The following is a 26,698-nucleotide window of genomic DNA, read 5'->3' as shown; positions in this document are numbered from 1 at the left end:
GCCATCCTCATGCCCACGCGCGACGAATATGATCCTGCCAGAGCCGTATATGGCTACATGCCTGGCGTGGAAAGCCAGCCAGAATCATTAAAAACGTTGAATAAGTTCCAGAATCATAATAACTTTGCTTATATTGTTCACCAAATAAAATTAACAGTCCCTATCATATTGGAAAGGGTGCGTATGTTCACATCAGGGCAATACCGGGTACTCCGTACGATCAGCACGTTAGGCCCCGTCAGCAGAACCCAGCTCGTGGAAATCACGGGATTGAGCAAGGCAACCATGTCCGCCTTAACCCGCGAACTGCTGGATCGTAATATCCTGTGTGAACGCGAACTGGTTTTCGGGCAGGGGCGCCCCTCCATCCTGCTGGGTCTGAATGCGGTTTCAGTCTGTTTTGCCGGTGTATCCATGCAATCCGACCCCAGCATCATTCTGCTGACGGATCTGCTGGGTGAAATCATTGCCCAGAAAGAGTTCGTGCGGGCATCCGATCCTGAAATATGTATTGAAAATATCGAACGCGGCATCCGGGAACTGGTGGCGCAGGCGGGCGACCGGGCGGGCCCGCTCGGCGGGGTGGGGATTGCCCTCCCCGGCTTTGTCGCGCGTGACCGGCGTCTGTGCTACCGGTCGGTCGTGCTGGAATGGCGTAATGTTGATATCGTCACGCCACTGGAAAAACGTCTGTCCGTGCCGGTTTTTGCTGAAAATGATGCCAATGCCCTCATACAGGGGGAGCATCTGTTTGGCATCATGCGCGACTGTCCCGATTTCAGCATGATTATCGTCGGTGATGGCGGCATAGGCTGCGCGCATATCGTTGATGGAAAACTGCACCGTGGCTTCCAGGGGGGCGCAGGAGAAATATCCCATACAACAGTCGTCTGGCCAGATGAGCGCGAGACCAACCGCCCGTGCAGTTGCGGCAAGCGTGGGTGCCTGGACACGGTCTCCTCCCTGCGGGCCATACGCTCCATGGCCCAGCAGAAGGGGCTGCCAACCACGCCACTGGAACTGGAACGTCGGGCGCGGGAGGGCGATGCGGATGCCCTCCACATTCTCCATACGGCAGGCGGCGCAATGGGGATGGCGGTTGCACAGCTTGTGCAACTGTTTGATCCCAGTCAGGTTGTCGTGCTGCTGGACCTGCCGTTCCGCGAAGGTGTGTTCGGGGCGGTCCTGCGCCAGACCATGGAGACCCACATCATGCCCCGCCCCGACTGGGAAACGACACTGGACCTGCGTGAAACCCCTCATACCGGCTGGGCAACCGGCGCTGCGGGCATTGCCACCCGGCAGTTCCTGTTTAGTGAATGAACGCTCTCTTCCCGCCTGCGGGCATGCAGGCTGCCGTGCCGCATGCCCGTCATGGTTGATGACACCACGCCTGCCACGACCCTGCTAACGTGGCAGGCATGCGGGCCAGCCCCCGCCAGTGCAGGGGTCTGGCCTCTCCCGGTTCAGGCGGCCCGGTCTGTCATCCAGCCCATAGGATGCCTGTTATCCTGATGGGGGTTAATGGGCACGATCAACCAGCAGGTGCAGCCCGGGCAGGATATCAATCAGCAGGCCTGATGCTGGCAAGGGCATGGTATGGGCTGCCACTGCATCGGCGCATGCTGCAAAAGCCGCATCCTGCCTGGCCAGAATGGCATTGACCCGTTTATGCCAGTGACGGCCATGACTTCTTCTTTTTATGGCTTCAAGCCCGACTTGCGCCACCTCTGCCAGTTCTTGCGAAGTGCCCCTTGCCTCCTGCAGCGCGGGTGTGGTCGCAATCTGCGCATAGGCGGCATCATTGGCCTTATAGGTCACCAGCATTGCCTTCAGGTCGGATGCGCGTGCGTGGTCCCCTTTTATGTAGCGCTGTGCCAGCGTGTTGAATTTCATGGCGGCAAAGCTGTCGGGGCTTGCAATCGCGGCCGGAGCACTCAGCATGGCATCCCCACCATGCGCGGCAAGGCGGTTCATGGCATAGTTTCTGACCGGGCTGGTGACGGATGTCAGGACTTTCAGGGGCGTCGTGTTCTGCGGAGCCAGGCGGGCAATCATGTCGTTCTGGTGATTTTCCGACTGCAGTCCCATCATATTCAGCTCATGCAGCACGACCGGCAGGCGGCGTTCCATGTCCGTTACGTCACGCACGGATGCATCTGACCAGAACCGTTCGGCAATAGCAGCGGAACGTGGCCACAGCCGTGCATCGACCATCTCATCCGAGACGATCTCGCTCCATAATGGCGCTTCCCCGCCAAGGACCAGCCGGCTCTGTGCTGCGTCAAGCGCCGGTGCGTTGGGGTCCAGCGCAAAGGCATCGATCATTGGCCCCTGCTTCACACGGGCCTTTTCAACCTCGGCGGGGGACAGGCCGACCGCTTTCGGGTCAAGGGGATCAACCTGATAATGCGTTGCGGACGGATTGAGAAGGTCCAGATAATACCCCGATGAGACCACAACCGGGTGGCCCGCCCGGGTGGCGGAGCCAATCCATTTTGATCCACGCCATGCCTCAACCACCACATCACGCGGGATGGGGGCCTCGCTGACCTCATCCCACCCCATCATGATTTTTCCCTGCCGGGCCAGCGCCTGTTCGATCTGCGCGGTAAAGGCGGCCTGGAGGGCTGGCGCATCACGATAGCCATGCACCTTCATATACCGTGTAATGGCGGGATTGTTCATCCACTGCTGGGGCGCGACTTCATCGCCGCCCGAGTGGAAATAACGGTCGGGGAAAAGACGGCCCATTTCGGCATAGAGCGCCGTTGCAAAACGCAGCGTTTGCGGCTGGGTCGGGTCAAGGGCGGGATTGTTCTGATTATAGACCTTGTTGCAGCTTGTCTGGGTCTTCTGCGTATCTACCGTAATCGAGCAGACGGGATGTATTTCCTGCTCCGTAGGTACGGGCTGCGCCGCAAGATCAGGATAGGCCTGCAGGATGGAAAGCGTATGGCCCGGCACATCGAATTCCGGCACGATACGGATCCCGCGGTCAGCAGCGTAAGCCACAATACCGCGCACCTGTTCCTGCGTGTAATACTGGTTGTGCCCGCCCACTTGCTGCAGACGCGGAAAACGCCTGCTTTCCACCCGGAACCCCGTACCGTCGCTCAGGTGCCAGTGCAGCACGTTCAGCTTGGTCAGTTCCATCGCATCAAGCTGCCGCTGGATGGTGTCAACCGACATGAAATGCCGGGACACATCAATCATGAGCCCCCGCCAGGCAAAACGGGGGGAATCCTGTATGTCGACATGCCCGAGCACCGCCCCCTGCGGCGTAAGCTCGACAAGTTGCAGGAGCGTTGCCAGACCATGCAGAACCCCTGCCGGCCCGGCAGCCGAGAGATAAATCCCGTCTGGCGCGGACGTGGAGAGTGTGTACCCCTCCTTCTCATCAACACTCAGGTAAGCAGGGTCATGCCCGGTCGTGATATGCAAGGTCAGCGGGGCACCTTCGGCAGCCCGTCCTGCCAGGTTGCGCAGACGCGCCACAAAGCGCTGTTCGGCGCGGCGCAGCAGCGGTGAAGGCGCCTGCGTCCAGTCAATGCGGATGCCACCCGCAATACTCCGCGTTGCAGGGTCCATAACCGTGACCGACTGCGGCTGCGGCATCAGCGGAAGAGTGGACGGGCCAGCCATGGCAGGGGTGACACATGCCAGCAGAACACCAAACACGGGGCATGATTTCCGGACGAGGCGGAAAGCACAATGCACGATCGAAACCATGGGGCTCAATTCTTTCAGGGTTGGCATACATCCACCAGGAAATATCGGATTGTAAAAACTGATATCCCTTTCTCTGGCATGCCCGGTTTTGTTCGGAAATAAAAATAAACGACCGGTGTTTTTTCAATACTCTGAAAAACCGGAATGCCGGGCTGTATATTGCAGACAGCCTTTTGAAACATAATAGAAAATCGAAAGACAAAATGGCCTGACCAAAGCCCCGCAAGGATGAAGCACGGACCGTTTCATTACATCAGGCGCATAGACCCGGCGCGTAAATGGCGTGCAGCGCCATTATTGCCGGATCTTTCCAATGCCCCTCAAACCCAGACCACAGACAAACATCACGATGACACCCAGCGGAACCAGCCATGTAAAGGCGATCGTCGCGCCATAAGGGCGCCAGAACATCATGACTCCGCAGACCGTAACGACGGTCATGACGAAAGACGGCAGGATCTCCCGCGTGCGCGCGCGCGTACTGAACATGGCAAACACAAAAGCCCCCAGCATCGCCCCGTATGAACATGACGCCACCGACAGGCCGAAGACAACCGCAGGCCCATGACTGTGGGCAAAGGCCAGTGCGGCAAGCACGAGCACTACAGCCCAAAGCATGGTCACCACGCGGGCAAAGGCCAGCGCAGACAGGCCAGCCCGACGCGCCAGCGCCCGGCAGGGCAGGACAAAATCCAGCAATGTCGCGCTGGTCATGGAATTGAGCGTGGCGGACAGGGAGCCCATGGTCGCACTCAGCAGGCCTGCAATCAGCAACCCGGCAAGCCCCTGGGGCAGGTCATGCACGATAAAGGCGGGGAACAGCGCATCCGATGTCTGCAGCCCCATTGCAGCCAGCGGTTTTTCATCATTGCGCGCCCAGAGCAGCATGCCCACGAGCGACAGCATGGCAAACAGACACCCCACCATGAACCCGCTGCCGATCAACGCCTTTCTGGCATCCGTCAGATTGCGGGCGGCCAGAACGCGCTGGACCATCAGCTGATCCGTGCCATGCGATGCCATGGCCATGATCGCCCCCCCGATCATGGCAGCACAGGGAGTATAGGGGTCAAGAAAATAGTAGGAAGATTTGTGAAACAGGTGGAACCTGTTGGAGTGGCGCAGCGCATGAATCTGCATGTCTGTTGCATGATGGTACAGCAGCCCCAGGCAGGCCGCCGTTCCCGTTACATAGACAGCAAGCTGTATTGCATCAGACCACACCACGGCCCGCAGGCCGCCAAACATCGTATAGAACAGCGTGAGACCTGCAATGACCAGCATGATTACCCACTGCGGCAGGGGAAAGTTCATGGATGTCAGGATGGCCGCGACCGGCAGCATGCCCGCAAACAGCCTGATCCCTTCCGCCAGCACGCGCATGATCAGGAACGTGGCAGATACGGTGCGCTCCATCGCTGGCCCGAACCGATGGCCCAGATACTGGTAGACGCTGCTGACCTGCCCGGAAAAATAGCGGGGCAGAAACAGCCACGCAACAAGCGCGCGACCGGTGACATAACCCACCGCCAGCCCCACGAACACCATGCCGCTACCATAGGCGATGCCGGGTATGCTGATGATGGTAAGGGTCGAGGTTTCCGTCGCGACAAGGGACAGGCAGATAACCCACCATGGCAGATCATGGCCGCCACCTACATAGGTGGAAACGGAATCCTGCCGCCCCGACAGGGCGAATGCAATGAATGGCAGGGTCAGGCAATAGATGCAGATAATCGAGATATCGATTGCGGACATACCGGTTCCATCGTGTCAGAAAGGCAGATCATATGACCGAATCAATACCATATGAAAGCCAAAAAAAATATCTGGAATCGAAACATAATTCCGTGTCAATGCAGCCGACCTGCGATAATATGGACTTCTTTCATGTTGGATTTAAAAGATATTTTTCATTTCTCTGCTGCCGCATATGCCTCCATACCGGTCTGAATTAAAAACAGATCGTTGTCATTGCAGGGCAAGAATGGTATTATTTCTGTATCAGGCATCTGGCATGCCGTCTTTTAACGGACTCTTTGCACATGCATGTTTTCCCGGCCGCCACCCGGCTGAAGCGCCGTCATGTCCTGATGCTGGCAGGCGCCACAACGGTTACGGCCTGCGCGCCCCATGCGCGCGGCGCCCACCACGCCAGCCCCGACATGCGCGGCGTGGACCGCAGGCTGCGGCAGGCCGTGACCGAGGGCGAGGCGCCGGGGGTTGTCTGCGCCATCGGGCATGACGGGCAGATCGTGCATCGGGCCGTATATGGCAGGCGCGCCGTCACCCCCATGGCCGAACCCATGACGTGGGATACGGTATTCGACATGGCATCCCTGACCAAGCCAGTCATAACCGCGCCCTGCGTCATGCGGTTATGGGAACAGGGGCGGTTCGGGCTTGATGATCCTGTCTCGCGTTATCTGCCGCAATTCGCGGCGGCTGGTAAATCCACCATTACCATCCGGCACCTGCTGACCCATTATTCCGGCCTGCCGCCCGATCTGGACCTTACGCATCCATGGCAGGGGCGCGATGCCGCATTCCGTCTGACCATGAATGTTGCACCGTCACAACCGCCAGGCAGTGGTTTTATCTACAGCGACATCAATTTCATCACGCTGGGTTTCCTGGTTGAAAAACTCTCGGGCATGACGCTCGATGCCTACGCCACGCGCTTCATCCTTACGCCGCTGGGCATGCGGCAGTCGCGTTTCCTGCCGCCTGAAACATGGCTGCCTCGCACTGCTCCCACCGAGCCGGATGAAAACGGTCACATGCTGCGCGGGCAGGTCAATGACCCCTCCTCCCGCCGCATGGGTGGCGTAGCCGGGCATGCGGGCCTGTTTTCCAACGCAGATGACATGTGCCTCTATGCACAGGCGCTGCTGGACCGGCGTGCGGGCAGGCCATCGGCCTTTCCGCTGCAACCAAACACCGTCATGCTCATGACAACCGCACAGCAGCCGGAGGGAAAATCCGACCTGCGGGGACTGGGGTGGGATATTTCCACGCATTATTCCTCCGTGCGGGGGGACAGGTTTCCCCTCGGCTCCTTCGGTCATACCGGCTTTACCGGCACGTCGCTGTGGCTTGACCCCGGCAGTGACAGCTATGTCCTGATCCTGACCAGCCGCCTGCACCCTGCGGGGCACGGCAATGTCGTGCGCCTGCGCCACGATGTGGCCACCGCGGCAGCCCTCGCCCTGACTCCGCCGCAGGGCTGAACCCCCTTCCTATCCCCCATCCCCCGGAGTTTATGGTACATGACCCCAAACAGCAGTGCTCCCGTGTTGCCCATCGCGACAGAGGGACAGGACCCACGTTATGCGGATGTGGATATCTGGCCCGTTGCTTCCGTGCTTGATGCGCTGGTGGAATCACAGATGAGCGCCATTGCCGCCGTGCGGGCCGCGACACCGGACCTTGAACGCGCCGTCAACGCGGCCCTGCCGCGCCTGCTGGCGGGGGGGCGGCTGTTCTATGTCGGCGCAGGCACATCGGGGCGGATCGGAATGCAGGATGGGGTGGAACTGCTCCCCACCTTTGGCTGGGCGCCCGAACGGCTGGTGCTGTTGCTGGCGGGCGGGAATGACGCCGTCTATCAGGCGGCGGAAGGGGCCGAAGACCGGGAAGACGTGGCACGGACGGACATCCTTTCCCACCATCCCGGCCCGGACGATGTGGTGCTGGGCATCGCTGCAAGCGGCTCTACCCCCTATACCTGCGCGGCGGTTGCGGCCGCGCGCACGGCAGGCAGCCTGACCATTGGCATCGCCTGCAATCGTGACAGCAGGCTCGTGAGTGTTGCGGATCTGGGCATTGCCGTGGTGACGGGGCCGGAAGTCATTTCCGGGTCTACCCGGCTCAAGGCCGGCACGGCACAGAAAGCAACCCTCAATCTGATTTCCACCACGCTCATGATCCGTATGGGCCATGCCTATCGTGGGCAGATGGTGGATATGCGGGTGGTCAACGCCAAGCTGCGCCAGCGGGCCTGCCGCATGGTCTGCAACCTGAGCGGCAGCACCGAACAGCAGGCCCTGAGCGCACTCGAGACCACGCGGTTCAATGTCAAACGCGCTGTCATGATCTGTTCCGGCATTCCCGCAGACCAGATCGAACCGCTGCTTAAGGCGCATGATGGCAACCTGCGTTCGATCCTTGGGCAGATGAATACACCAGATTAAGCTGCCAGCCAGGCGGCCTGCATTGTGCAATGTGGCCGCTACCTCCCTGCCCTACCGGCATGCTCCGCATGGAACCGATGATGGCCCCGATAGTGCGCCCATCAAGGGCCAGGCGCACGTGCCAGATTGCCCCACCCGCCATTGACACGCTGGCCGCCCGCGCTTCCGGCAGCGGGCGGTTGTCAGTTCCGCCTATCGCCCGCCATGAAAAACTTCAGAACCCTGCGGTAACGGAGACCACGCCAGCAAAGCCACCGCCTACGTAATAAAGCGGTGTCTGGGCCGCAATAGTCGTTCCGCGCAGGCCACGTGTGGCCTTGGCGTTGCCGACCAGACTGGAGGCACCTGATAGATAACCACTATTGCCCAGGTTGATCAGGTTAAGCTGCACCTGCGGATGCTTGACAAAGCCCACATTGCGGAAACGGTAACCCATGCTTACATTTGCTGTCATGTAGCCTGGAATTTTCTCGTCATTCATAAATGTCGAATACTGCGCGCCAACATAATTAAGGTTAAAGTTGCCGAACAGGGAACCATTGTCATAAGCCAGACCAAGGGCCCCCGAGAAGGTTGGCGTATTGACGGCCATCTTGCCCCGCGTGGGAAGATAATCGCTTCCTACTGCCAGGTTATTGTCAATTGTAGCATGCAGATACTGCCCTGACAGGTAAGGGCTGAAATGGTGCCACGGACGCAGCCCGATTTCGAGTTCCGCCCCCCGTGAGGTCTGGCCACCTGCATTAATTGAAGCCGTGGTTGCAACACCATTGAGGTAAACGGTCGAACTTAGCTGCCGGTTTGTCAGGTTATAGTTAAACAGGGCCGCAGAAATACTGACAAGGCCGTAGTGACGGAATCCGATTTCTTCACCGATTGAATATTCAGGTGATAGATTGGTCGCCCGGCTGTGCGCAAGCGTGCCGGTGGTGGTGCTGAAGTAATCCGCCATTGTCAGGATGGAGGATGGGGCACGGAAGGCGGTGGTGCCGTTGACATAGATCTGGTCATGCGGCGTGATCTTGAAACTGGCTGAAAACTGCGGCAGCGGTTCGGCATAATTGGCTGTGGTCATGTAATGAGCACCGGGAACCGACTGGGTTGACGTGCGTGAAACCATGGCCTCCTTGAAACCTGCCTCGATTGTCAGCCGCCTGTTGAAGGCAGTAAATACATCATCAATATAAATGGAATTTGTCTGCTGTAAGAAATTGATATCGTAACGCGACAGCGCCAGGCCCGCCTGGGTATAGATGGGGTTGCGCCCTGTCATGGAGGCGACATGGCCATTGGCGTCCGTCTGCTCAAACAGTGAGTGTTCCTGCTGGGTGTAGTAGGAATACCAGTCACCGATCGAGAGCGTATTATGTTTTGTCTTCCAGTGCAGGGCCGTATTCAGCCCGCCATGGCGTTCGTAGAAAGTATCAACCGACTCAGCTATGATGGAACTGGCGCTGGTGTTTACGTCAAGCGCGCCAGTATTCTGGTTTCCCACATAACTGTAGCCCGTTGGCAGGGTGGTGCCACCATTACCATAGCCCCAGAAGTAGGTATAATAAGGTGTGACATCCGCGCTGAGTGAATGCGTGAGATGGAAATGTACCGGCGCGCCCAGAATGAGCGAATTCCGCTGGTTTCCATACAGCCGGTAATAGGATGCATCCCCCTTGCCAAACTGCGAATCATAATTCGCTTTCGTGCCCAGCTGGTTCCATTGGGACATTGACGGGGTCTTGAGATAATAGCCGGTCGGGCTGTTATAGGACAGGACGAAGGATGCGCGGTTATCCTTCCCCCATTCCTTAACCGCCTTGGCATCGACGTGATATCGCGTTCCGTACCCGGACCCGCGCCAGTTATCCGCCCCCTCGTAAGAAAAGGATACGAAGCTGCGTATGCCGGTATGCCCGATTTCCCCGCTATCGAGCCGGACAAATTCACGGTTCAGGCTGTATGAACCATAGGCAACATTGACCAGTGCACCAAAATGCTGCGACGGATTGCGCAGGGTTTCAGTCAACTGACCACCGACCGCATTGTACAGGGGAGCGGAAATATCGGCTGATCCCTGTGCCAGACCCAGGTTCTGGATATTTTCGTTATCAGCCGTCGTGCCGGTAAAAATGAAAAAATTCAGCGGGTCCGCCGCCGGTATGCCTTCATATGTATAACCGAGCTCGAACTGGGTCAGGCCACGAACCGACAGGCTGACCTGCTGGTCACTGGTGCCGAGCGGGTCACCACTACCGGTTACAACCCCCGGCAGGCTTGCAATCATGGTGGTTGGATTGCTGGTCGGGCTTTGCTTGGCGATAAAATCCCTTGTCAGCCCGCTAAGCGATTTTGCCGCCGTCTGGGGCGGCATAAGACCACCACCCGGCGTCGTGCCGGTCACGCCTGTTGCGGTCTGCAGTGTTGAATGCACGTGCAGGATCTCAGGCGATGCCTGCTGCGCCATCATGCCCGTGGGGGACTGCGCGGGTGCGGGCTGTACCCTGGCTGGTTTTGCGCTGTGCGTGATGGTGGATCTGGGGGATGTATTCCCCTCCTTGCGATCGGAAGTGGCGGCGGCACCTGCTTTTGGCGCATGGATGACCATGAGAAAGCCTGACGCCAATACCCAACATGTATGACGGCGTACCATTTCTTTGCTCCCGTCGTGATGTGAATGTGGGCGCCTGCGCGGACCCGACAAGTCCAATAAAATACCAATACACAATGCAACGGCAAGTCATTTCGTTTTCGAATCTTGTTAAAATTTACGTTCCTGAACTAACTATTTGTAATATAGTTATATTTATAAATTTCACCAGATTCGTCTACCAACCAAGGTATTGAGTTGATATGTTTTTGGTATTACGGTGCAGCATGAGAACGGGGAAAATCATCAGAATCCGCCACGGCATGGCCCGGCACACATGGCCTGCATGCCGGGTGCTGCCGACAATGGGCGGATGCGCCGCTGCACATCATGGCGCGGGGCTGCCTGCCGCCATCAACCGGCAATACGGAGCGCGTAAAGGGTAACATGACACCGGAACAGCTTTTTACGGCGCTGACCCCCAGCCCGCATGACAGGAAGCCCCTTTATTTGCAGGTGGGCGACCGGCTGCGTGACATCATTGCCAGCGGCGCGCTCAAGCGCGGTGACGCCATGCCCCCCGAGCGCGAACTGGCGGACCGGATCGGGGTATCACGCGTGACCATCCGCAAGGCATTTGAGGAACTGGTTGGCGCCGGTATCCTGAGCCAGAAGCCCGGGGCGGGCACTTTCGTATCGGGCCGGATCGAACAGCCCCTCTCCATTCTGCAGAGCTTTTCAGAAGATATGCGCGCGCGCGGGTATGAACCCGGCTCAATCTGGCTGGACAAGCATGTGGCGCGCACAAGCCCAGATGAAGCCATGGCGCTGGGCATCGCCCCCACTGCCCGTGTCCTGCGCCTCAAACGGATCCGGACAGCCAATGGCCAGCCCATGGCGGTAGAGACAGCCGTCATTTCAGCACATTACCTGGATGACCCTGACAGCGTGGGGAATTCCTTTTACGCAGCCCTCAGGGAACGTGATCTGCTGCCGGTCAGGGCGCTGCAACGCATCCGTTCGCGCCTGGCTTTCGCGCATGAGGCCGAATTGCTGCATCTCGATACCCCGAGCGCCATACTGGATATCGAAAGACGCTCCTTCCTGCCCGATGGCCGGGTGCTTGAAGTCACGTTCTCATCCTATCGTGCCGATCTTTATGATTTCGTGGTGGAACTCAGGACTGCGGGAATACAGGAATGAATCGCATGCTCACTGTCATCGGCCTTATGAGCGGCACGTCGCTTGATGGGGTGGATGCCGCTGTCATCCGCACGGATGGTGAACGGGTCGCGGAATTCGGGCCGGATCTGAGTCTGCCCTACCCGGCAGCACTGCGCCAGCGTGCCCGAAAAATTCTGGACGAGGCCGCCACCCTCTCACCGGACAGCCCGGAACTGATGGCCGTGGAGCACGAGATTACCCGATACCATATCGACGCAGTGCAACAGTTGCAGGCCCTTGTGCCTGATGTCGATCTGATCGGCTTTCATGGCCAGACCATTCTCCATGCCCCCGACCGCCATCACACATGGCAGATCGGGGATGCGCAGCAGTTGTCACGCGCAACGGGGCTCGCCGTAATCCATGATTTCCGCAGCGCCGATGTTGCAGCCGGTGGCGAAGGCGCACCACTGGTGCCATGGTTTCACGCCGCCCTGCTGCAGGATGCCCCCAAACCGGTCGCGGTACTGAATATCGGTGGGGTCGCGAATATCACGCTGGTTGATGCGGACGGCACGATCCATGCCTGCGATACCGGCCCGGGCAACGCCCTTCTTGATGACTGGGCCCTGCGCCATACGGGCACGGCATGTGACGTGGATGGAAAACTGGCGGCGACGGGCACGGTCAACCAGACAATTGTGGAAGACCTGCTGGCAGCCCCTTATTTTGCGCGCCCTGCCCCGAAATCGCTGGACCGCCAGACATTCGCCGCAGCACTCGACCGGGTATCGGGCTGCACGCCAGCGGATGGGGCGGCAACGCTTGCCGCTTTTACCGTTGAAGCCATTCGTCGCACGCCCCTGCCCACGCGGCCGGCACGCTGGTATGTCTGTGGGGGCGGGCGGCATAACCCCATTCTCATGCACGCAATGCAGGCGGCGCTGGGCGCCCCGGTCGAGCCTGTAGACCGCCTTGGCTGGAACGGGGATGCGCTGGAGGCGCAATGCTTCGGTTTTCTTGCCGCACGCAGCGTGCACGGCCTGCCGATATCCGCGCCCACGATTACGGGCGGACCGGATAACCTGTCAGGCGGCCGCCTGACCTGTGCGGGCCTGATGCCCGTGCCCGCATGGATACGTAAAACCGGGGCAGCGTAAACGGCCCCATCGATCAGCAGGAACCGCCAGCGCCTGCCCTCCGTGCGGCTGCCACAAGGGCGCGGATGGCATCAGGGTCGGTCAGGCCAGGCAGCGGACCAAAGCCAAACCCGGCATCATCCGCCAAAGGCTGTACGCTCCGCCGACAGGAGGCATGGACTTCGCTCACGCCTGTAGCCTGGATCAATGCTTCGGCATTGCCTGCGTTCACGCCGCTGCCTGCCAGAATGACAATGCGGCCTGCGGCCTGTGCATTCAGGCGCGCCAGACACGCCTGCCCCTGGAGCGCGGTGGGACGCTGCCCCGAGGTGAGGATGCGGGTAAATCCTGCCTCTATTGCAAACTCCAGGGCCTCGGCCGGATCACGCACCAGATCGAACACACGGTGCAGGGTCCGCTCCATGCCCGCGCAATGATCGGACAGGCGCAGCAGAAGATCACGATCAAGAACCCCATCGGGCGTGATCGCACCAAGCACCACCCCTTTCAGGCCTGCTGCCCGCGCGGCATCAATATCATCGATCATGACGGCGGCCTCATCACCGTCAAATATGAACGACCCGGCACGCGGGCGGATCATGGCCAGGGCCGGGATATGGCCCCGTGTGGCGCAACGCATCAGCCCCGCGCTCGGTGTCAGCCCCCCGACGCCAAGCGAGGCGCACAATTCGATCCGGTCAGCCCCGGCCGCATTGGCTGCGGCAATGCCCTGCGGAGTTTCCACGCAGATTTCAACATGCGTCATGAAATACCTATTGCCAGCATCGTTTCTCGAGCATTGACCCTGAATCTGCGGAGAATGACAGGAATTCGCCCTTCCGGATACAGTCAGCCCGTCCATCCTTCCGCGTGATTGTCATTTATTCAAAATGACGAACAGGCACCTGACCCGTACCCCGAAACCCGGTGGAAGGTTACTGCGCGACAGACCGGCTAAAGACGGTGCGCCAGCCCCTGGAGGGACATATTCAGGCCGAAATGGAAACCTTCATCCGCATCGCTCTCCAGTATCCGCTGCCACGCCACGGCAGCCACAGGATAACGTAGCAGAAGAGACTGAAGATCAGGACTTTGAATGTCATCAGGCCGTTTTTCGGCAAATGCCTGTTCTTCGATCGTAAAGCCAATGACAAAGTAAAGGGTGGAGAAAGTGCCCCAGGTGGCTGTGCGATCATCTGCACCGGCTGCCTTGAGGCTGGAAATCATTTGTGAGCTGATCCGGGCCACATTATCGGAAAGAGGATAGGTCCGCGCCAGAAAGCGGGCCCCGTCGCGGTGAGCCAGCAATGCCTGCCTCACCTCGCAGGAAATTCTAAAAAACGTATCCTGCCACTTTTCACCAGCAACCGCAGTCGTGGCGACCTGTTCCAGCAATCTGTCCGCCACGGCTTCGAACAATGCATCCTTATTGGCAAAATGCCAGTAGAGCGAAGGTACCTGCACATTCAGCGCATCCGCCACCTTGCGCATTGTCAGCCCTTCCATACCCAGCCTGTCCAGCAGGCGCAGTGCTGAACTGACAACCTGTTCCTTTACAATTTTTCGACTCACGGCGTTCCCATTTCCTCCTTGCCCACCAAATCTAATGCCGTTAGCCTCGTAATCTAACAATGTTAGATTGAAAAGGAGCCGTCCATGAAAACTTCGTATGACGTCCTGATCTGTGGCGCAGATGGCGCTGGCAACAGACTTTACGCCGCCAAATCTGTCATTGCGCAATACAATGAATGAGATTCTGCCTTTTCCTGATGTAAATCGTCGCCCCGCCGGGGAAATTTGCGGGTTTGATATTGCATATGGATACGACATGGCTGTTCCCAGAAATCTACCGGCCCGTCTGGCACCCGACAAACGCGTTCCGGATGTTGATTTGGTGATCGATAAACAACCGGCAACACTTTATGCCTGCATGGAAAAGGGTGGATGGGTGCATCTGGCGGCTGCATCACAAAAGCAGGGCGTTTCAGCATTGCCCGAATGGCTGGACCCACATGGCGTGAAGCACATAACGGCGGACTGTATTCATGACAGCCCGTCTTTTACTTGCATTTCATCTGCATTAATTCGCCCGGATGGCTACGTGCAGTAGCATTACCACATAAAAAATAAAGCAAAAACCCTCATATTATTATATAGAAAGTTCTGCAACCAATGACAGACGTCTCCAATAGCCCGGCCGCCGCTGAGACGGTCGATCACGGTCTTTCCCGGTTCTTCCGTAACCAGACCTTCCATTTTCAGACCCTCCGTGCCCTGAATGACATCGCTGCGAACGGTGCTGACCTTAACGAGGTGCTGACAGCGATCAGCACCATCCCCGATGGCGACACGGATGCCTGGTTCAATGCCTTTTCCGCGCTGGCCATACGCACCGAAGACCGTATTCCCGCCTGTGCCGACCCGCTCAGCAAGGGTTATGCCTGGCTTCGCGCCCATAATTACTGGCGCACCGCCGAATTTCTTCTCCGCCCCGATGATACGCGCCGCAAAACCGCCTGGACACGGGAAATCGCTGCGTTTGATAACGGATTGAAACTGACTGGCATTGTCCATGAACGTTTCACCATTCCATACGAAACCGGCTGCCTCCGCGGCATTTTCTATCCTGGTCCCGATGGCTGGCAGAAAAAACCGCTTGTCGTGCTCGTGGGCGGCTATGATTCCACACTTGAAGAACTGTATTTCGTCCTTGTCAAAGCCGCACATGACCGGGGTTATGGCGTTCTGACCTATGAAGGCCCCGGTCAGGGTGGTGTCCTGCGCGAATACGGCCTCACGTTCACTCCGGAATGGGAAAAACCCACTTCCGCCATTCTGGATCATTTCGAGGCCACCGGGTTCCGGCCAGAAAAAACCGTCCTGGTCGGCATGAGCATGGGCGGTTACCTTGCCCCCCGCGCCGCTGCTTTCGATACCCGCATTACCGGCGTCGTTGCCTATGATGTCCTGTTTGACATGGGCAGTATCGCCGATCGCTATGCCGCCCTCGCGCTGAACCCCGCTGCCATGAAAAATCCCGATCTCGTCTGGGCCCTCGACAATGCCTGCTGGACCCTTGGCGTCAGCACCCTGCCCGAAGCGGTCGCGGCCATGCGCCCCTATACACTCAGGGATGTCGCTGGAAGAATTACTGCCGATGTTCTGATCCTTGTCGGTGAACACGACCACTTCATCCCTGCATCTCAGGCCGAAGATTTCGGAAAAACATGCACTGCCGCGCGATCCGTCGAGACCGTTACCTTTAACACCCTTTCGGGTGGCGCAGAACACTGCCAGCTCGGTGCCCAAACACTCTGGCACGCCGCTTTCTTCAGTTGGATGGTCCGCAGGTTCAGCTGATTACCCGTTTTTTACAGGCGCCAGAGCAGGCCGTCAGTTAATCCCGCTGGTGGCTGCGGCGCGTTGAACGGCAGCAGGAAAATCCTTCATCCGCCGCCGTTCGCTGTCACTCAGGCATCATTGGACTGCGTGCCAGTGATGATACGCCCTAATGATTGGTCAGATCATGGCTGCGCGCATACGCGGCTCTCTGGCCGATCTGGCGTATCTGTGCACGTAGCCCCTTTTTGCCATGGGCTGGCTCGGAGCCCCGATGGAAATCGGGATTGAAGGCAAGCCAGTTCATGTCCTGCTCCACCACCTGTATCGCCCGTTCCACCGCCTGCGGAATGGATGGATCATCGGCCATCTGCCATGCGGGATGTTCGTGCCCGATCACCACATGCACATCAACTTCAGCCTCATGGCCATATTCGTCACGGCCGATAAGGGCCAGATCGATGGAACCGGTGGCGTCATCCGGCGCGATCATGGAAAAACAGCGGCGATCCGCATCGAACGAGACCCAGTCAGGCAGCGGTGCGCCGCCTGCCTGCCGTGCCGTAATGGTCAGGTTGAGGTCTGTTCCATCTGAACTGATAAAGGCGCCGGCAGGCACATCAACATCATATTGCTGGTTGGTTGTCACAAACCGGTAGAGTGTCGTACCGCGTATCCATGTCTGGTGCGCAACACCAAAGCCACGCTGGAACTCGTTCTCGAACCCGTCCTCTACCGATGTTTTGAGCAGATCGGATGAACTGAGGTCATTGTTAAGGGTCGAGCCCGAAAGGGCAGGATTGCCCTCCTGCTGTGTCACGTTTGTATTCAATACCACGGTGGTCTGCGAGACATGGCTGGTCTCATCCGCCATCATTGCCGAGACATCGGCCACCTGTGCCGTCGTGCCCGTGGCCAGCGTGCTGTTGGTCTCCACCAATGCGGCGGACAGGCCGCCTGGCGTGCCGGTAAAGCCGATTACCGGGGCAAAATGCATCTCCGCGCTGGCAGGCAGCACAAGCGCCGCCGTGGCGGAAACCGACGTGCTGACATTCTGCCACGTCACGCCACCATCGGTTGAATACTGCCATGTGCCCTGCGTTGCCGGGTTGGCCGCATTGCCCACAATGGCAATGCCCTGCAACTGATCGGCCACCGAACCACCAGGATTGGAGGCGCTACGCTGCTGGTCGGCCTGATCGGAGAAAGTCGGCCCGAACAGGCTGGAAACGCTATCTCCCCTGACCTGCTGGCTGTTGGTATCAGCCGAGGGCAACGTGGCGCTGCCGCTTGCAACCGGCGCGTCATTGACCTGTGCAACACTGGTGTTCACCTGCACCGGAACCACATCAAGTGCCGTGCCGCCGCCGGTATTGCTGGCATCAACCCCGGTTGTAGCACCAGTTATGGCATCACCCACCACAGCCCTGCCATCCGCCCCCGTGAAGGCGGTAGCCGTCGTATTATCGATCACCGTTGCCGTAAGCGAGATGTTGGATGGATCCCCATTGAAATTGGGTGCGGGCTGGAACCAGATCTGCGCATCCTTGGGCAGCACCACCGCATTGGTGGTGGTGAGATCGGTTGGCAGCGCATGCGCCGTGCCACCGGGCACGGAATACATCCACGTGCCCTCGTTGGCCGGAGTGGCATTGCCAGTAATGGCAACGCCGCCCACACCATTCGGGTCGGTTGTGGTGAACAGTTGCGAGACCGTCTCCTTCGTGCCGGGCTGGTCTTCCTGGCCGGGTGGAATGCTGACATTCGCATGGCTGTCCGGTGTAACCGTGACATCAAGCGGCTGGCTGTTGGTGCTGACCGACCCGTTGGGATGGTCCTTCTGCATCTGGGTGATGTCCACGCCCGTCAGGGCGGTGGCGGTGCCATCAAGCGCCTGCCCGGTCACGCTGGTGGCAACCCCGTTGCTGCTGCCTGTCAGCGGCACGTCGCTCGAGGTCTCGACAACTTGCGTGGTCAGCCCACCCGGCGTGCCGGTAAAATTCGGCACGGGGTCAAAGCGCAGCGTGGCCTGATCGCCCAGCACCACGGCATTGCTGCCCGAGACATTGGCGGGCACGTCCGTCCATGTCTTGCCACCATCGGTTGAATACTGCCATGTACCCTCGGTTGCGGGGTTGGCCGTATTGCCGGTAATGGCCACGCCAGCCAGATGGTCGGCGGTGGAACCGGTCGGGTCGGCCGTACTCTGCTGGGCATCGACCCCGTCCTGCACGGCATTGGGGTACAGGCTGGCAATGGTGGTGCCCGTATTGGCGCTATCGCCGCTGTTGGAGGTCACATCAGGCAGCGTGTAGGGGCCTGATGCCATGGTTGGCGGGTCATTGACCGGCGTCACCGCAGTGGACAGGTCAACCGTGCCAACGCTGAGCGCAGTCTGCCCGCCACGGGTCGAGACATCGGCTCCTGCTACCGCCATCGTGCCGGAATCCAGCGCCGCACCGGTCAGCGGCGTGCCATCCGCCGTGGTCAGGGCCTGCCCGTTCGTCCCCACAAGGGTCGGGCTACCCGATGAGGCGCCCGAATTGTCGATCAGCACGACCTTGAGGTCATCGCCACTTAAAGGCTGGCCGTTATAGTTGGCCGCAGGCGTAAACTGCAGCTGGGCATCCGTGGACAGCACGAGCGCATTCGTGGTCGAAACGGAAGCTGAAAGCTGTGTCCATGTCTTGCCCCCGTCGGTGGAGTAGGCCCATGTGCCCGCAGCCGAGGGCTTGTAGCCTATTACGGCCACGCCCGCCATGGTGTTGGCTATGGAGCCATCGGGGTTGGTGGCGCTCTTCTGCTGGTCGGTCTGGTCCGAGAAATAGCTGCCGAACAGCCCCTGCACGGTCGTTGCCTGCGGCGTGTCTTCCGCTACTGTCCACGAGGCTGGCTGGTTTCCCGTTACTGGCGTTGCGCCAGGATCGCTGTTGTTAGCTACCACGTTCGGGGCGTCGTTCACGTTGTCATCCATCAGCGCGACGCTGTCCACGGCGGCGGAATAGGCCGATCCGGCGGTGTTGGCGCCCGTGCCCAGCCCTGCCGTTGCAGGCAGCGCCGAAATGCTGCCATTGGCCGCGCCATCAAACTGGTCCCATGCACGGAAGGTCAGCGCGTTGTTGACCCCGCCATTCCAGTTCGGGTCGGTGGACTGGAAATAAATTCGTGCCTGTCCGTTATCAATCAGGTGCAGGGCATTGCCAGAGCCTACGGCGGTGCTTGCGCCGCTTCCGGCAAATTCGGCCCATGTCCGGCCGTTATCGGTGCTGTACCACCATATACCGTGCGTGGTATCGGCTCCCGTAATGGCGATGCCGGGCAACGATGTACTGCCCGCCGGGCTTTGGCCGGTCAGGCCTGCGCCATCAGGGTCAGTCACGTTACCGGCCCCATCCGTCGCCCCCGCATAGCCTGCCAGTTGCGAAACGGACGTACCCACCGCGCCCTGCGGCGGGCCGGAATCCTCCTGCGCATCATTGAGGGAAACCGGTTTGGACGGATCGAGCACCGGGGAGTCATTGGCGGCTGTCACCGTAATCGTGCCGTTTGTCACGATGGGAGCGGCGCCCCCATTTTCAAAGACCGATATGCTCACGTTCCGCGCGCCCTCGAGGGGGGTGTCGGAACTGTCATAATATTTCAGGCTGGCCAGCGTGCTCTGCCAGTTCTGCAACGTGGTGGCGGTGCCTGCGGTCAGCGTAAGGGTGCCGGTTGCGCTGTCCATGCTCGCGGTAATGCCGCCAGCCGTGGTGGCGGCCAGCACGTCCTCCGCCATGGCGGCGTTGATCTGTATCGTAACTTTCTGGATCGAACCATTACCCGTGCCCGATGCATCCTCCACCGAAACATAGGAGCCAAGGTCCGTCGCAGCGGCTGCGGCCGGGGTATCATTGGGTTCGGTAAAGGTGGTGGCGAAAGAAGAACCGCCCACGCTTACGCGCGTGAACATGGGCGCGCTTGTTTGCACGCCCCCCGTACCCTGCGCGCCGGTAGCCACCTGCTGGCCCGCAAGACTGGTGTTGCCGTCAGAGAACGTGGCCCCCAGCGTGACATCAAGCTGCGTGGCCGGGTTGGTTGCCGTGGGCGTGCAGGTATAGGTCAGGTCCTGCGCCAGCGTGGCGATGCTGGTCTTTGTGGCGGCGTCATTGAAAGTGACCTGCAGCACTCCGCCCCTGTCGGTATAACTGCCGATGGCGATGCCGTTCACGCTCACTTGGCCATCTGCCATGGTCACGCCGCTGCCTGCCTGCGCGCCAAAGCTGTCAGTTGCCGAAGGAGTGGCCTTGCCATCAACATAACGCTGCACCGTCAGCATGGTGCCAGCATAGGTGTAGGTGCTACTTTCCTTCGTGGTCAACGTGTCCAGTTCGTGGTCATCCACCGTCACGGTGCCATCGCCTATCGCCGTGGCGGTGCCTGCGGTGGTGACATGGGGGGCTGTGGTGTCCTGCCAGCCTGTAATGACGGGAGCAGTGTCAGGGAGTTCATAGGCCAGGTCGGCATGGGTTGCGCTCATGCCAGTGGTTGAGTCCGCATCGGCGTTGATGGCGGTTGTCGCAGCGGTGGCCGCGCCATCACGGTTGTAGACTTCCGTCTCGCTGGCTGGCAGGCCATCCTTGCCCCCCTGGGTCGGCACGGTAATTTCCGCAATGGATGATGTGGGCGTGCCATAAACGGGCACCAGCGCCGCGTAATCACCGCTGCCATCGGTGGCAATGCCCGACTGCACAAGGCCGGTCGCATAGGTGCCATCCTGCCCGCGCGCGGTCACTGTAACCCCCACCCCATCGAGCGCCGTGTCAATAACGCTGTCATACGTGCCGGGCGTGTTGCCCAGCGCCTGCCATATCTGACCCGACAGCGTGCCCAGCCCCATTGTAACGGAGCGCTCATAGGTATCGGCGCTGTTGGTGGCGCCCGGCGCCGCGCCATCGGGGCCAGCCGAGCCATCGCGGCTCTGCTCCGTTCCGCCCGAAGTCGCGGGGGTGGCGTTGCCGAGTGATTCCCAGGTCACATCCGTCGTGGTCTGCGCCAGTCCCTGTGTCAGGTCGGACAGCTTGACGGTATAGGTTACGGTCTCGCTCGCGCCCACGCCCAGGGTCAGGCCGTTGGTGACAATAGCACCGCCGCTCTGTGCCGCCACGCTGCCGCTGGAATTGATCGTGGTGTCCACCGTGCCCGCGCCCGTTGCCGTGATCGCGCCATCAAGGGATTCCTGCTGCGTAAGAAGCGGATCATCAAGAGCGACGTCATAGGCCGTGGCATCGCCGGTATTGGTCAGGGTATCGGTAAAGGTGACGGTATCATCCTTGTAGTCGATCGCGGTGACCGCCTTGCCCAGCGTGACGCCGGGCTCCCTGACCGTTTCGCTCACGGTGGAAGCCGTTGTAGATATCTGCGACGTGCTGGCGGACAGACTTTCGCGCAGGGCGGGATTGCCATCCCTGTTGGCCGCCGTATTGAGCACCGTGCCCGCTACCTCGATGATGGCGTAGTTGGGCACGGATGACGGATCGTTATTGGTTACCGTGCCAAGGTTGATCGTGAGAACGGTCTGGCCCGAGGCATCCGTTGTCGTGCCGGTTATGGCGGCACCGGCACTGTTGAGCGCATCCTGCGCCGCCTGCGTGAGCGTGAAGGTCTTGCCGCCAGCCTGCATGCTCAGGGCCGGTGTCGTGCCTTCCGTGAACTGCAGGGCATCCCCGAGGGTGGACGACGTGATCTGTCCGGACTGGCTGGCCAGCAGCAGGGACAGCGATGCGGGATCAAGCTGCACATTGTCAGGCACCTTAAGGGTAAGCACCACATCCTGGTTCTGCCCCTTGGGGATCGAGACCGCACCCTGCAGGGTGACCCGGTCGCCGGGCACGGTATCGGCAGCGGTGACGGGCGAGGTGGCGGAAACGCCATTTGTGGTGCCGTTCTGTTCGCCCACGATATCAAGCACGGATGCGAAGGTGCCGACCTTCGGCGCATCGCTCACCGTGGCGGTATAATCTTCGGGAACATCCGCCGGCCTGCCCGAACCGGACGATGAGCCTGATGAATCAGCAAGCACATCCGCCTGGGGGGCCGAGTGCCAGGTGTAGTTGTCCGTTACCTTGAGCGGGGTGCCTGCCGGAAGGTTCGATGCGACCGTGCCGGTAATGGTATAGGTCACGGATGCATCGGCGGGGCCTAAGCTGGCAAGCGTGGGCAGGCTGACGGATGTCGTACCATCGGCAACGCTGGCGGTCACGCCTGCGGCCGTGATGGAGACATCCCTGAGGTCGGAGGGCAGCGTAATGGCATGTGCGATGTCATAGGCCGTAACATCACTGTTATTGCTCAGTGTTACGGTATAGGTCACCTTCTGGCCACTGTACAGCGCCTGGCCATTCGTATCATCGGTAATGGTTTCGGTCAGGGCTGGCTTGCGCTCGGTCACGGTCACTTCGGCGGGGCCGGCCTGGCGGGCAACGGTGTCCGTGTCATCATGCACGGTGTAGTTCAGCACGGCCTTTGACGTAATCTGCGCGCTATCGCCCGGAGCGTTATTCTCGCCATAATAACCGTTATAGGCCAGCGTTATGGTGCCCGGAGCACCACTGTTATTGGTAACCGTCCGGCCAAGGTCAAAGGTCAGGGTAGTGGTGCCGTCCTGGTTCCTGACCGCCGTTGGCGCAGGCAGGGAACCCGTGGCAGGATCAACGCTGGAGGCGGTCACACCGTTAAGGGTGCCGGAAAAGGACCCGGCATAGTCCATGCCCGCTGGCAGGGTTTCCACCACGGTCACATCGCCGCTGCCATTCGTGAGCGTGCCCTCGGGCACACCTACGGTAATGGTGGTGGTGCGCGTCTCACCACTGACAATGGTGCCGCTGGATGAGGCGGATTCATCCACACCATCGTTTTCGGGCAGGTTGGATGCGCTGATACTCTTGCTGATGGTCGGGGCCAGGAGGGTCATGCTTGCCGGATCGGTCAGGTCCGAGGCCTGCCCACCAAGCGGCACGCCATTGGTCACGAACCCGTTGCCCTGACCGACGGCACCGGGGCTGTTGCCAAAGTTCACCACCGTTGCGCCAGCCACCAGCGTATCACCAAGGTTCTGGGCGCTTGGCAGGGCAAGGTCATAGGTAATGGTCAGGTCCTGCCCCTTGGCCAGAACCGCCGCGGTTGCCGATGTGGCCGGTATGGTCAGGCCATCCGTGGTGAAATAGCTGCTGGCAGCAGTCGAGGCATCCGCCGCGGAATAGACCACCGTGCCATCGGGGCGCGTGATCTGGAAATTCCTGACATCAGCCGTAGAGAACCCGGCAGGCAGGCTGCCCGATACTGTAAGGTCGTACATCCCCGCCGAGCCGGTATTTTCCACCGTGGAGGCAATGCGCACGGTATCGCCGCCCTCGGCCCCCGTGGCATTGAGGTCATTGACCGCGCCAAGGCCGCTCACGCCACCGGTGGGAACAGATGCATAAGCGCCGCCATCCGATCCCGCCGCGTTGAAGGTGGTGGTGGGATCGGTATCCGTTCCCTCACCCGTTGCCTGCGGCGTGTAGGTGACGGATGCGTCCGCACTGGCGCCATCCATGACCGACACCACGCCGGTCTTGATAACGGCTGCGGGCTCGCCAACGGTAATCGACTGCAGGGCGGACTGGTACAGGATGGACTGGGCCGTCTGGCCATTCTTTCCGTTGGTGAAGGTGGACTGCTCCTGGCTGGTCAGACTCAGACCATCGGCAAAGGGGCTTGAGGTTGCCTTGAGGGTAAACAGCACGGCCACCTGCTTGCCAGCGTCAGTGGCGGCGGGGGTGTTGCTGCTGCCCATATCGAAGCTGATGCTGTTGGTCGATGACTGCGTCGAGACCGTTACCTGACCCGGATCGACATCACCCGGCACGCTCACCACGCTGTAGGTACCGGCCTGCTGGTCGGACAGGGCCGTGCTGCTGGCCACCGTGAAGGCGGAAGCGCCGGTGCCTGTAGGGTTGCTCGTGTCGTATAGCGGCAGGGGCAGGTAGGATGAGAGGTCGAGATCGCTGTAGGTGCCGGTCTGGAGGGCATAGGTCGCCTCATAGGTCACCGCATCACCCGCGTGGATGACAGGATCCGCACCATCAACGGCAATGCCATTGATGGCCACGATCTTCAGCCCCGTCGCGCCACTGGGCACGGAAAGCGTACTGCTTGAATCGTCGCTTACCTGCGAGGTCGTGCCATCAGGCCCCGTTGCCTGCGCGCTGACACTCACGCTGCTGCTGATCGTGTTGTCTTCCGTAACGGGCGTTTTCGAAGCCGTATAATCATCGAGCACCGTGCTGGCGTAGCTGATCGTGCCCTGCCTGCCAGCACCCATGGCGGGCAGGTTGTTATCGACCAGATACTGGGCGATGTTCATTTTCACCACCGTCTGCCCGTTCTCGCCCGGCGTGGCCGACCAGTAGGCGCTGCCCAGCTGCACGCTATGCGACGTGCCGGTGGCATCGGTATAGGTAAAGGTCGGGTTCGTGCCGGGCTGCAGGGCCTGCCCATCGCTCAGCGTGGTGGAGACCACCATGCCGGTGCTGGAATAATAATCCGAATTCTCGATATGGATGTCATGCGTGATGGTATCGCCGGGCATGACCTGCCCATTGGCCAGGCCAGTGGCGCTGCCATCCGCATTCGTGACCGTATCCGTCTCCTGCACCGCGAATGCCTTGGCATTGAACGTGGTGGGCGATGTGTCCACCGTCTGGTCCAGCGTAACGGGGGTCGCCGTGCCGCCAGAGGCTACGGGTGGGGTCCAGCTCCCGGTATAGGATACGGTGCCCCCGGCAATGGTAGTGGCCGATGTCGTGCCGCCAGAGGCATCGAGAATCGAATTCCCGGCCGCATCCGTCTGGCCAACATAGACCGGGATATCAATCTTGTAGGGAGCATGCGCGCTGTAGGCCACGCTATCGAGCGTAATCTTGACCGAACCGCCCTCCGTTGAGCCGTCAGCGGGCGGCACATAGGTCGCCGTGCCGCTTATGGTCGAACCATCGGCCCCGGTCAGGGTAATGAGGCTGTTGGCGTAATTGACGCTGTCAGGCAGGGTGACATTCAGCGTCACGTTCCTGATGGCGTTATCCTGCGTCACTTCGGCAGGGGTGACGGTGACTTCATAGGTGGCGGGGTAATCCGGGCCGGTAGGCACTTCATCCTCACCACGCGGCGAGGTGATGACACCGGCAGTGACCTGCACGATGTTCTGCTCAACCTGATTGGTGACAATCGCGCCCTGAATGGTCGGGTCGGTGCCGGGGTCGTTGAGCGCATCGGCGCCATACTGGTAGCCACCAGCCGCAGCGATGGTAACAGGTGCCCCCGCACCGGTGGGCGCATCGACGGACTCGGTCGTGTTATTGGCAAAATTTGCCGTAAGCGTAAGGGCGGGCTGCCCCGGCGTGTAACTGCCAAACGGCAGGGAGACCACATACATGGTATCGCCTGCCTTGAAGCCCGCAGGCGCCGCCACGAACTGCGGCTTGCCATCCGTGCCGCTGCTGTACGGATTATAGGCCCCGACCGTGCCATCGACATTCACCAGCGTGACCGCCCGGGTGGACAGGCTCTGCCCCAGATAGGTTACCGAGGTCAGCGGCGTATCCTGCGTTGCGTTGGTGGGCGCGAATATCTCGACAAAGGGAGCATAGCCCACGCCATTGGCCGCACTGTTGGAAAACGTGATGTTCTGGGAGAAGGCATTGCCCAGCAGGTTGCTGGTACTGCTGGCGTTCGTAATGCTGACCGTGGCCGTCGGTGCATCCAGCACGCTGTCATAATCTGCCTCGGCCGTGGCGGAGAACGGGTTGTCCACCGCATTCCCGTCCAGCCCGGCCGTGCGCTCCAGTGTCCAGTCCCCCCCCATGGGGCCAAGGCCCGTGGCATCTGTCGAGGCGGCAACGCCCGCGCCGGTCAGCATATGCAGGTCGTCCACCAGCGCCTGCCCGGCGCCCCCCTGCCCCACATCGCAGCCCCAGAACAGAATCTGCCCTTTTGCCCCCAGCGCATCCCCCCACTGGGCAACCTGTGTGCTGTCCGCCATGAGAGTGGCGGCGTTTATGGTGGTGCTGCCAAGCTCGATCTGTCCTGCCTGACCGTAGGTCAGGAAGCTGACACTGTTAAGATTCTGCTGGTGCGACAACACGCGCGAGACGACGGACAGGCCATCACGCGTGTTGTCCACCACCACCACGCCCACGTTATTGCCCAGCGAGGCCGTGAGTTCGCGCCAGTCGCTTACTCGGGAATCGACAAAAACGATGTCGGTAAAACTGTCTTTTTTTCCACTATCACGCTCAGGCCCTGACGGATGTGTACCAGCGGTTGCAGGCAGATCGGGCAGAGCGCCGACGGCTTCATCTACAACGGGGGCATCATGGGCATTTTCTCCCTGATGCTCATGATGTCTGTCTGCTCCATGGTGATGGGAGACATGCGCCACGCTGCCGTCAAAGAGATATCTCTGCTCAAGAATAAGACGCATGAAAAATCCATTTTATCAACGATTTGTAAAACAATACCAGATTACGGGTTCC

The 26,698-nt window shown here is 60.0% G+C and carries 13 protein-coding genes; 7 read left to right on the top strand and 6 right to left on the bottom strand.

Going from position 1 to position 26,698, the window contains the following annotated elements; translation table 11 throughout:
- Positions 1–9: 9 nt before the first annotated feature.
- Positions 10–1,323 carry an ROK family transcriptional regulator gene (locus CDI09_RS07095; protein ID WP_078527329.1) on the top strand — a complete coding sequence of 438 codons (1,314 nt, stop codon included), beginning with the start codon at positions 10–12 and terminating at the stop codon, positions 1,321–1,323.
- A gap of 198 nt (positions 1,324–1,521) precedes the next feature.
- Here CDI09_RS07095 and CDI09_RS07090 read toward each other — a convergent pair whose 3' ends face one another.
- Positions 1,522–3,645, bottom strand: coding sequence for a beta-N-acetylhexosaminidase (locus CDI09_RS07090; protein WP_110571228.1), 2,124 nt, complete (start codon positions 3,643–3,645; stop codon positions 1,522–1,524).
- Between the two features lie 381 nt (positions 3,646–4,026).
- The gene (locus CDI09_RS07085; protein WP_078527325.1) at positions 4,027–5,490 is read right to left on the bottom strand and encodes a sodium:solute symporter; all 1,464 of its coding nucleotides are present in this window, start codon (positions 5,488–5,490) and stop codon (positions 4,027–4,029) included.
- 287 nt (positions 5,491–5,777) lie between these two features.
- Here CDI09_RS07085 and CDI09_RS07080 point away from each other — a divergent pair, with 287 nt between their 5' ends.
- Positions 5,778–6,962, top strand: coding sequence for a serine hydrolase domain-containing protein (locus CDI09_RS07080; RefSeq protein ID WP_078527323.1), 1,185 nt, complete (start codon positions 5,778–5,780; stop codon positions 6,960–6,962).
- A 39-nt stretch (positions 6,963–7,001) separates the two neighbouring features.
- A complete protein-coding gene (locus CDI09_RS07075) occupies positions 7,002–7,925 on the top strand; it encodes an N-acetylmuramic acid 6-phosphate etherase (RefSeq protein ID WP_078527321.1) in 924 nt (307 codons plus the stop codon).
- 214 nt (positions 7,926–8,139) lie between these two features.
- Here CDI09_RS07075 and CDI09_RS07070 read toward each other — a convergent pair whose 3' ends face one another.
- Positions 8,140–10,524, bottom strand: a complete 2,385-nt coding sequence (locus tag CDI09_RS07070; RefSeq protein ID WP_078527319.1) for a TonB-dependent receptor — start codon at positions 10,522–10,524, stop codon at positions 8,140–8,142.
- Positions 10,525–10,896: 372 nt separating this feature from the next.
- Between CDI09_RS07070 and CDI09_RS07065 the strand changes: the two genes are divergently transcribed.
- Positions 10,897–11,709, top strand: coding sequence for a GntR family transcriptional regulator (locus CDI09_RS07065; protein ID WP_236944523.1), 813 nt, complete (start codon positions 10,897–10,899; stop codon positions 11,707–11,709).
- Positions 11,706–12,830 carry an anhydro-N-acetylmuramic acid kinase gene (locus tag CDI09_RS07060; protein ID WP_167370238.1) on the top strand — a complete coding sequence of 375 codons (1,125 nt, stop codon included), beginning with the start codon at positions 11,706–11,708 and terminating at the stop codon, positions 12,828–12,830. The genes CDI09_RS07065 and CDI09_RS07060 overlap by 4 nt, the downstream gene beginning before the upstream one ends.
- Before the next feature lie 13 nt (positions 12,831–12,843).
- Here the strand turns inward: CDI09_RS07060 and CDI09_RS07055 are convergent, their stop codons facing one another.
- The gene (locus CDI09_RS07055) at positions 12,844–13,575 is read right to left on the bottom strand and encodes a copper homeostasis protein CutC (RefSeq protein ID WP_078527315.1); all 732 of its coding nucleotides are present in this window, start codon (positions 13,573–13,575) and stop codon (positions 12,844–12,846) included.
- A gap of 188 nt (positions 13,576–13,763) precedes the next feature.
- A complete protein-coding gene (locus CDI09_RS07050; protein ID WP_078527313.1) occupies positions 13,764–14,381 on the bottom strand; it encodes a TetR/AcrR family transcriptional regulator C-terminal domain-containing protein in 618 nt (205 codons plus the stop codon).
- A 121-nt stretch (positions 14,382–14,502) separates the two neighbouring features.
- Here CDI09_RS07050 and CDI09_RS07045 point away from each other — a divergent pair, with 121 nt between their 5' ends.
- Both CDI09_RS07045 and CDI09_RS07040 read left to right on the top strand, forming a co-directional pair.
- Entirely contained in the window at positions 14,503–14,919 is a 417-nt protein-coding gene (locus tag CDI09_RS07045; RefSeq protein ID WP_146220815.1) for an aromatic-ring hydroxylase C-terminal domain-containing protein, read from the top strand.
- Between the two features lie 62 nt (positions 14,920–14,981).
- The gene (locus tag CDI09_RS07040; protein WP_078527311.1) at positions 14,982–16,169 is read left to right on the top strand and encodes an alpha/beta hydrolase family protein; all 1,188 of its coding nucleotides are present in this window, start codon (positions 14,982–14,984) and stop codon (positions 16,167–16,169) included.
- 148 nt (positions 16,170–16,317) lie between these two features.
- On the opposite strand, the gene CDI09_RS07035 is transcribed toward CDI09_RS07040, so the two are convergent.
- A complete protein-coding gene (locus CDI09_RS07035; RefSeq protein ID WP_078527309.1) occupies positions 16,318–26,646 on the bottom strand; it encodes a DUF4347 domain-containing protein in 10,329 nt (3,442 codons plus the stop codon).
- Between the last annotated feature and the right edge of the window lie 52 nt (positions 26,647–26,698).

Source organism: Komagataeibacter nataicola (assembly GCF_003207795.1).
Lineage (GTDB): Bacteria > Pseudomonadota > Alphaproteobacteria > Acetobacterales > Acetobacteraceae > Komagataeibacter > Komagataeibacter nataicola.
The sequence above is the reverse complement of the archived record's forward strand: the minus strand, read 5'-3'. Positions and strand labels throughout refer to the sequence as shown.

Excerpts from the sequence above, each read along its gene's own strand:
- CDI09_RS07095 (WP_078527329.1), top strand. The coding sequence starts at position 10 with ATGCCCACGCGCGACGAATATGATCCTGCCAGAGCCGTATATGGCTAC.
- CDI09_RS07090 (WP_110571228.1), bottom strand. The coding sequence starts at position 3,645 with ATGGCTGGCCCGTCCACTCTTCCGCTGATGCCGCAGCCGCAGTCGGTC.
- CDI09_RS07085 (WP_078527325.1), bottom strand. The coding sequence starts at position 5,490 with ATGTCCGCAATCGATATCTCGATTATCTGCATCTATTGCCTGACCCTG.
- CDI09_RS07080 (WP_078527323.1), top strand. The coding sequence starts at position 5,778 with ATGCATGTTTTCCCGGCCGCCACCCGGCTGAAGCGCCGTCATGTCCTG.
- CDI09_RS07075 (WP_078527321.1), top strand. The coding sequence starts at position 7,002 with ATGACCCCAAACAGCAGTGCTCCCGTGTTGCCCATCGCGACAGAGGGA.
- CDI09_RS07070 (WP_078527319.1), bottom strand. The coding sequence starts at position 10,524 with ATGGTCATCCATGCGCCAAAAGCAGGTGCCGCCGCCACTTCCGATCGC.
- CDI09_RS07065 (WP_236944523.1), top strand. The coding sequence starts at position 10,897 with ATGGCGCGGGGCTGCCTGCCGCCATCAACCGGCAATACGGAGCGCGTA.
- CDI09_RS07060 (WP_167370238.1), top strand. The coding sequence starts at position 11,706 with ATGAATCGCATGCTCACTGTCATCGGCCTTATGAGCGGCACGTCGCTT.
- CDI09_RS07055 (WP_078527315.1), bottom strand. The coding sequence starts at position 13,575 with ATGACGCATGTTGAAATCTGCGTGGAAACTCCGCAGGGCATTGCCGCA.
- CDI09_RS07045 (WP_146220815.1), top strand. The coding sequence starts at position 14,503 with ATGGCGCTGGCAACAGACTTTACGCCGCCAAATCTGTCATTGCGCAAT.
- CDI09_RS07040 (WP_078527311.1), top strand. The coding sequence starts at position 14,982 with ATGACAGACGTCTCCAATAGCCCGGCCGCCGCTGAGACGGTCGATCAC.
- CDI09_RS07035 (WP_078527309.1), bottom strand. The coding sequence starts at position 26,646 with ATGCGTCTTATTCTTGAGCAGAGATATCTCTTTGACGGCAGCGTGGCG.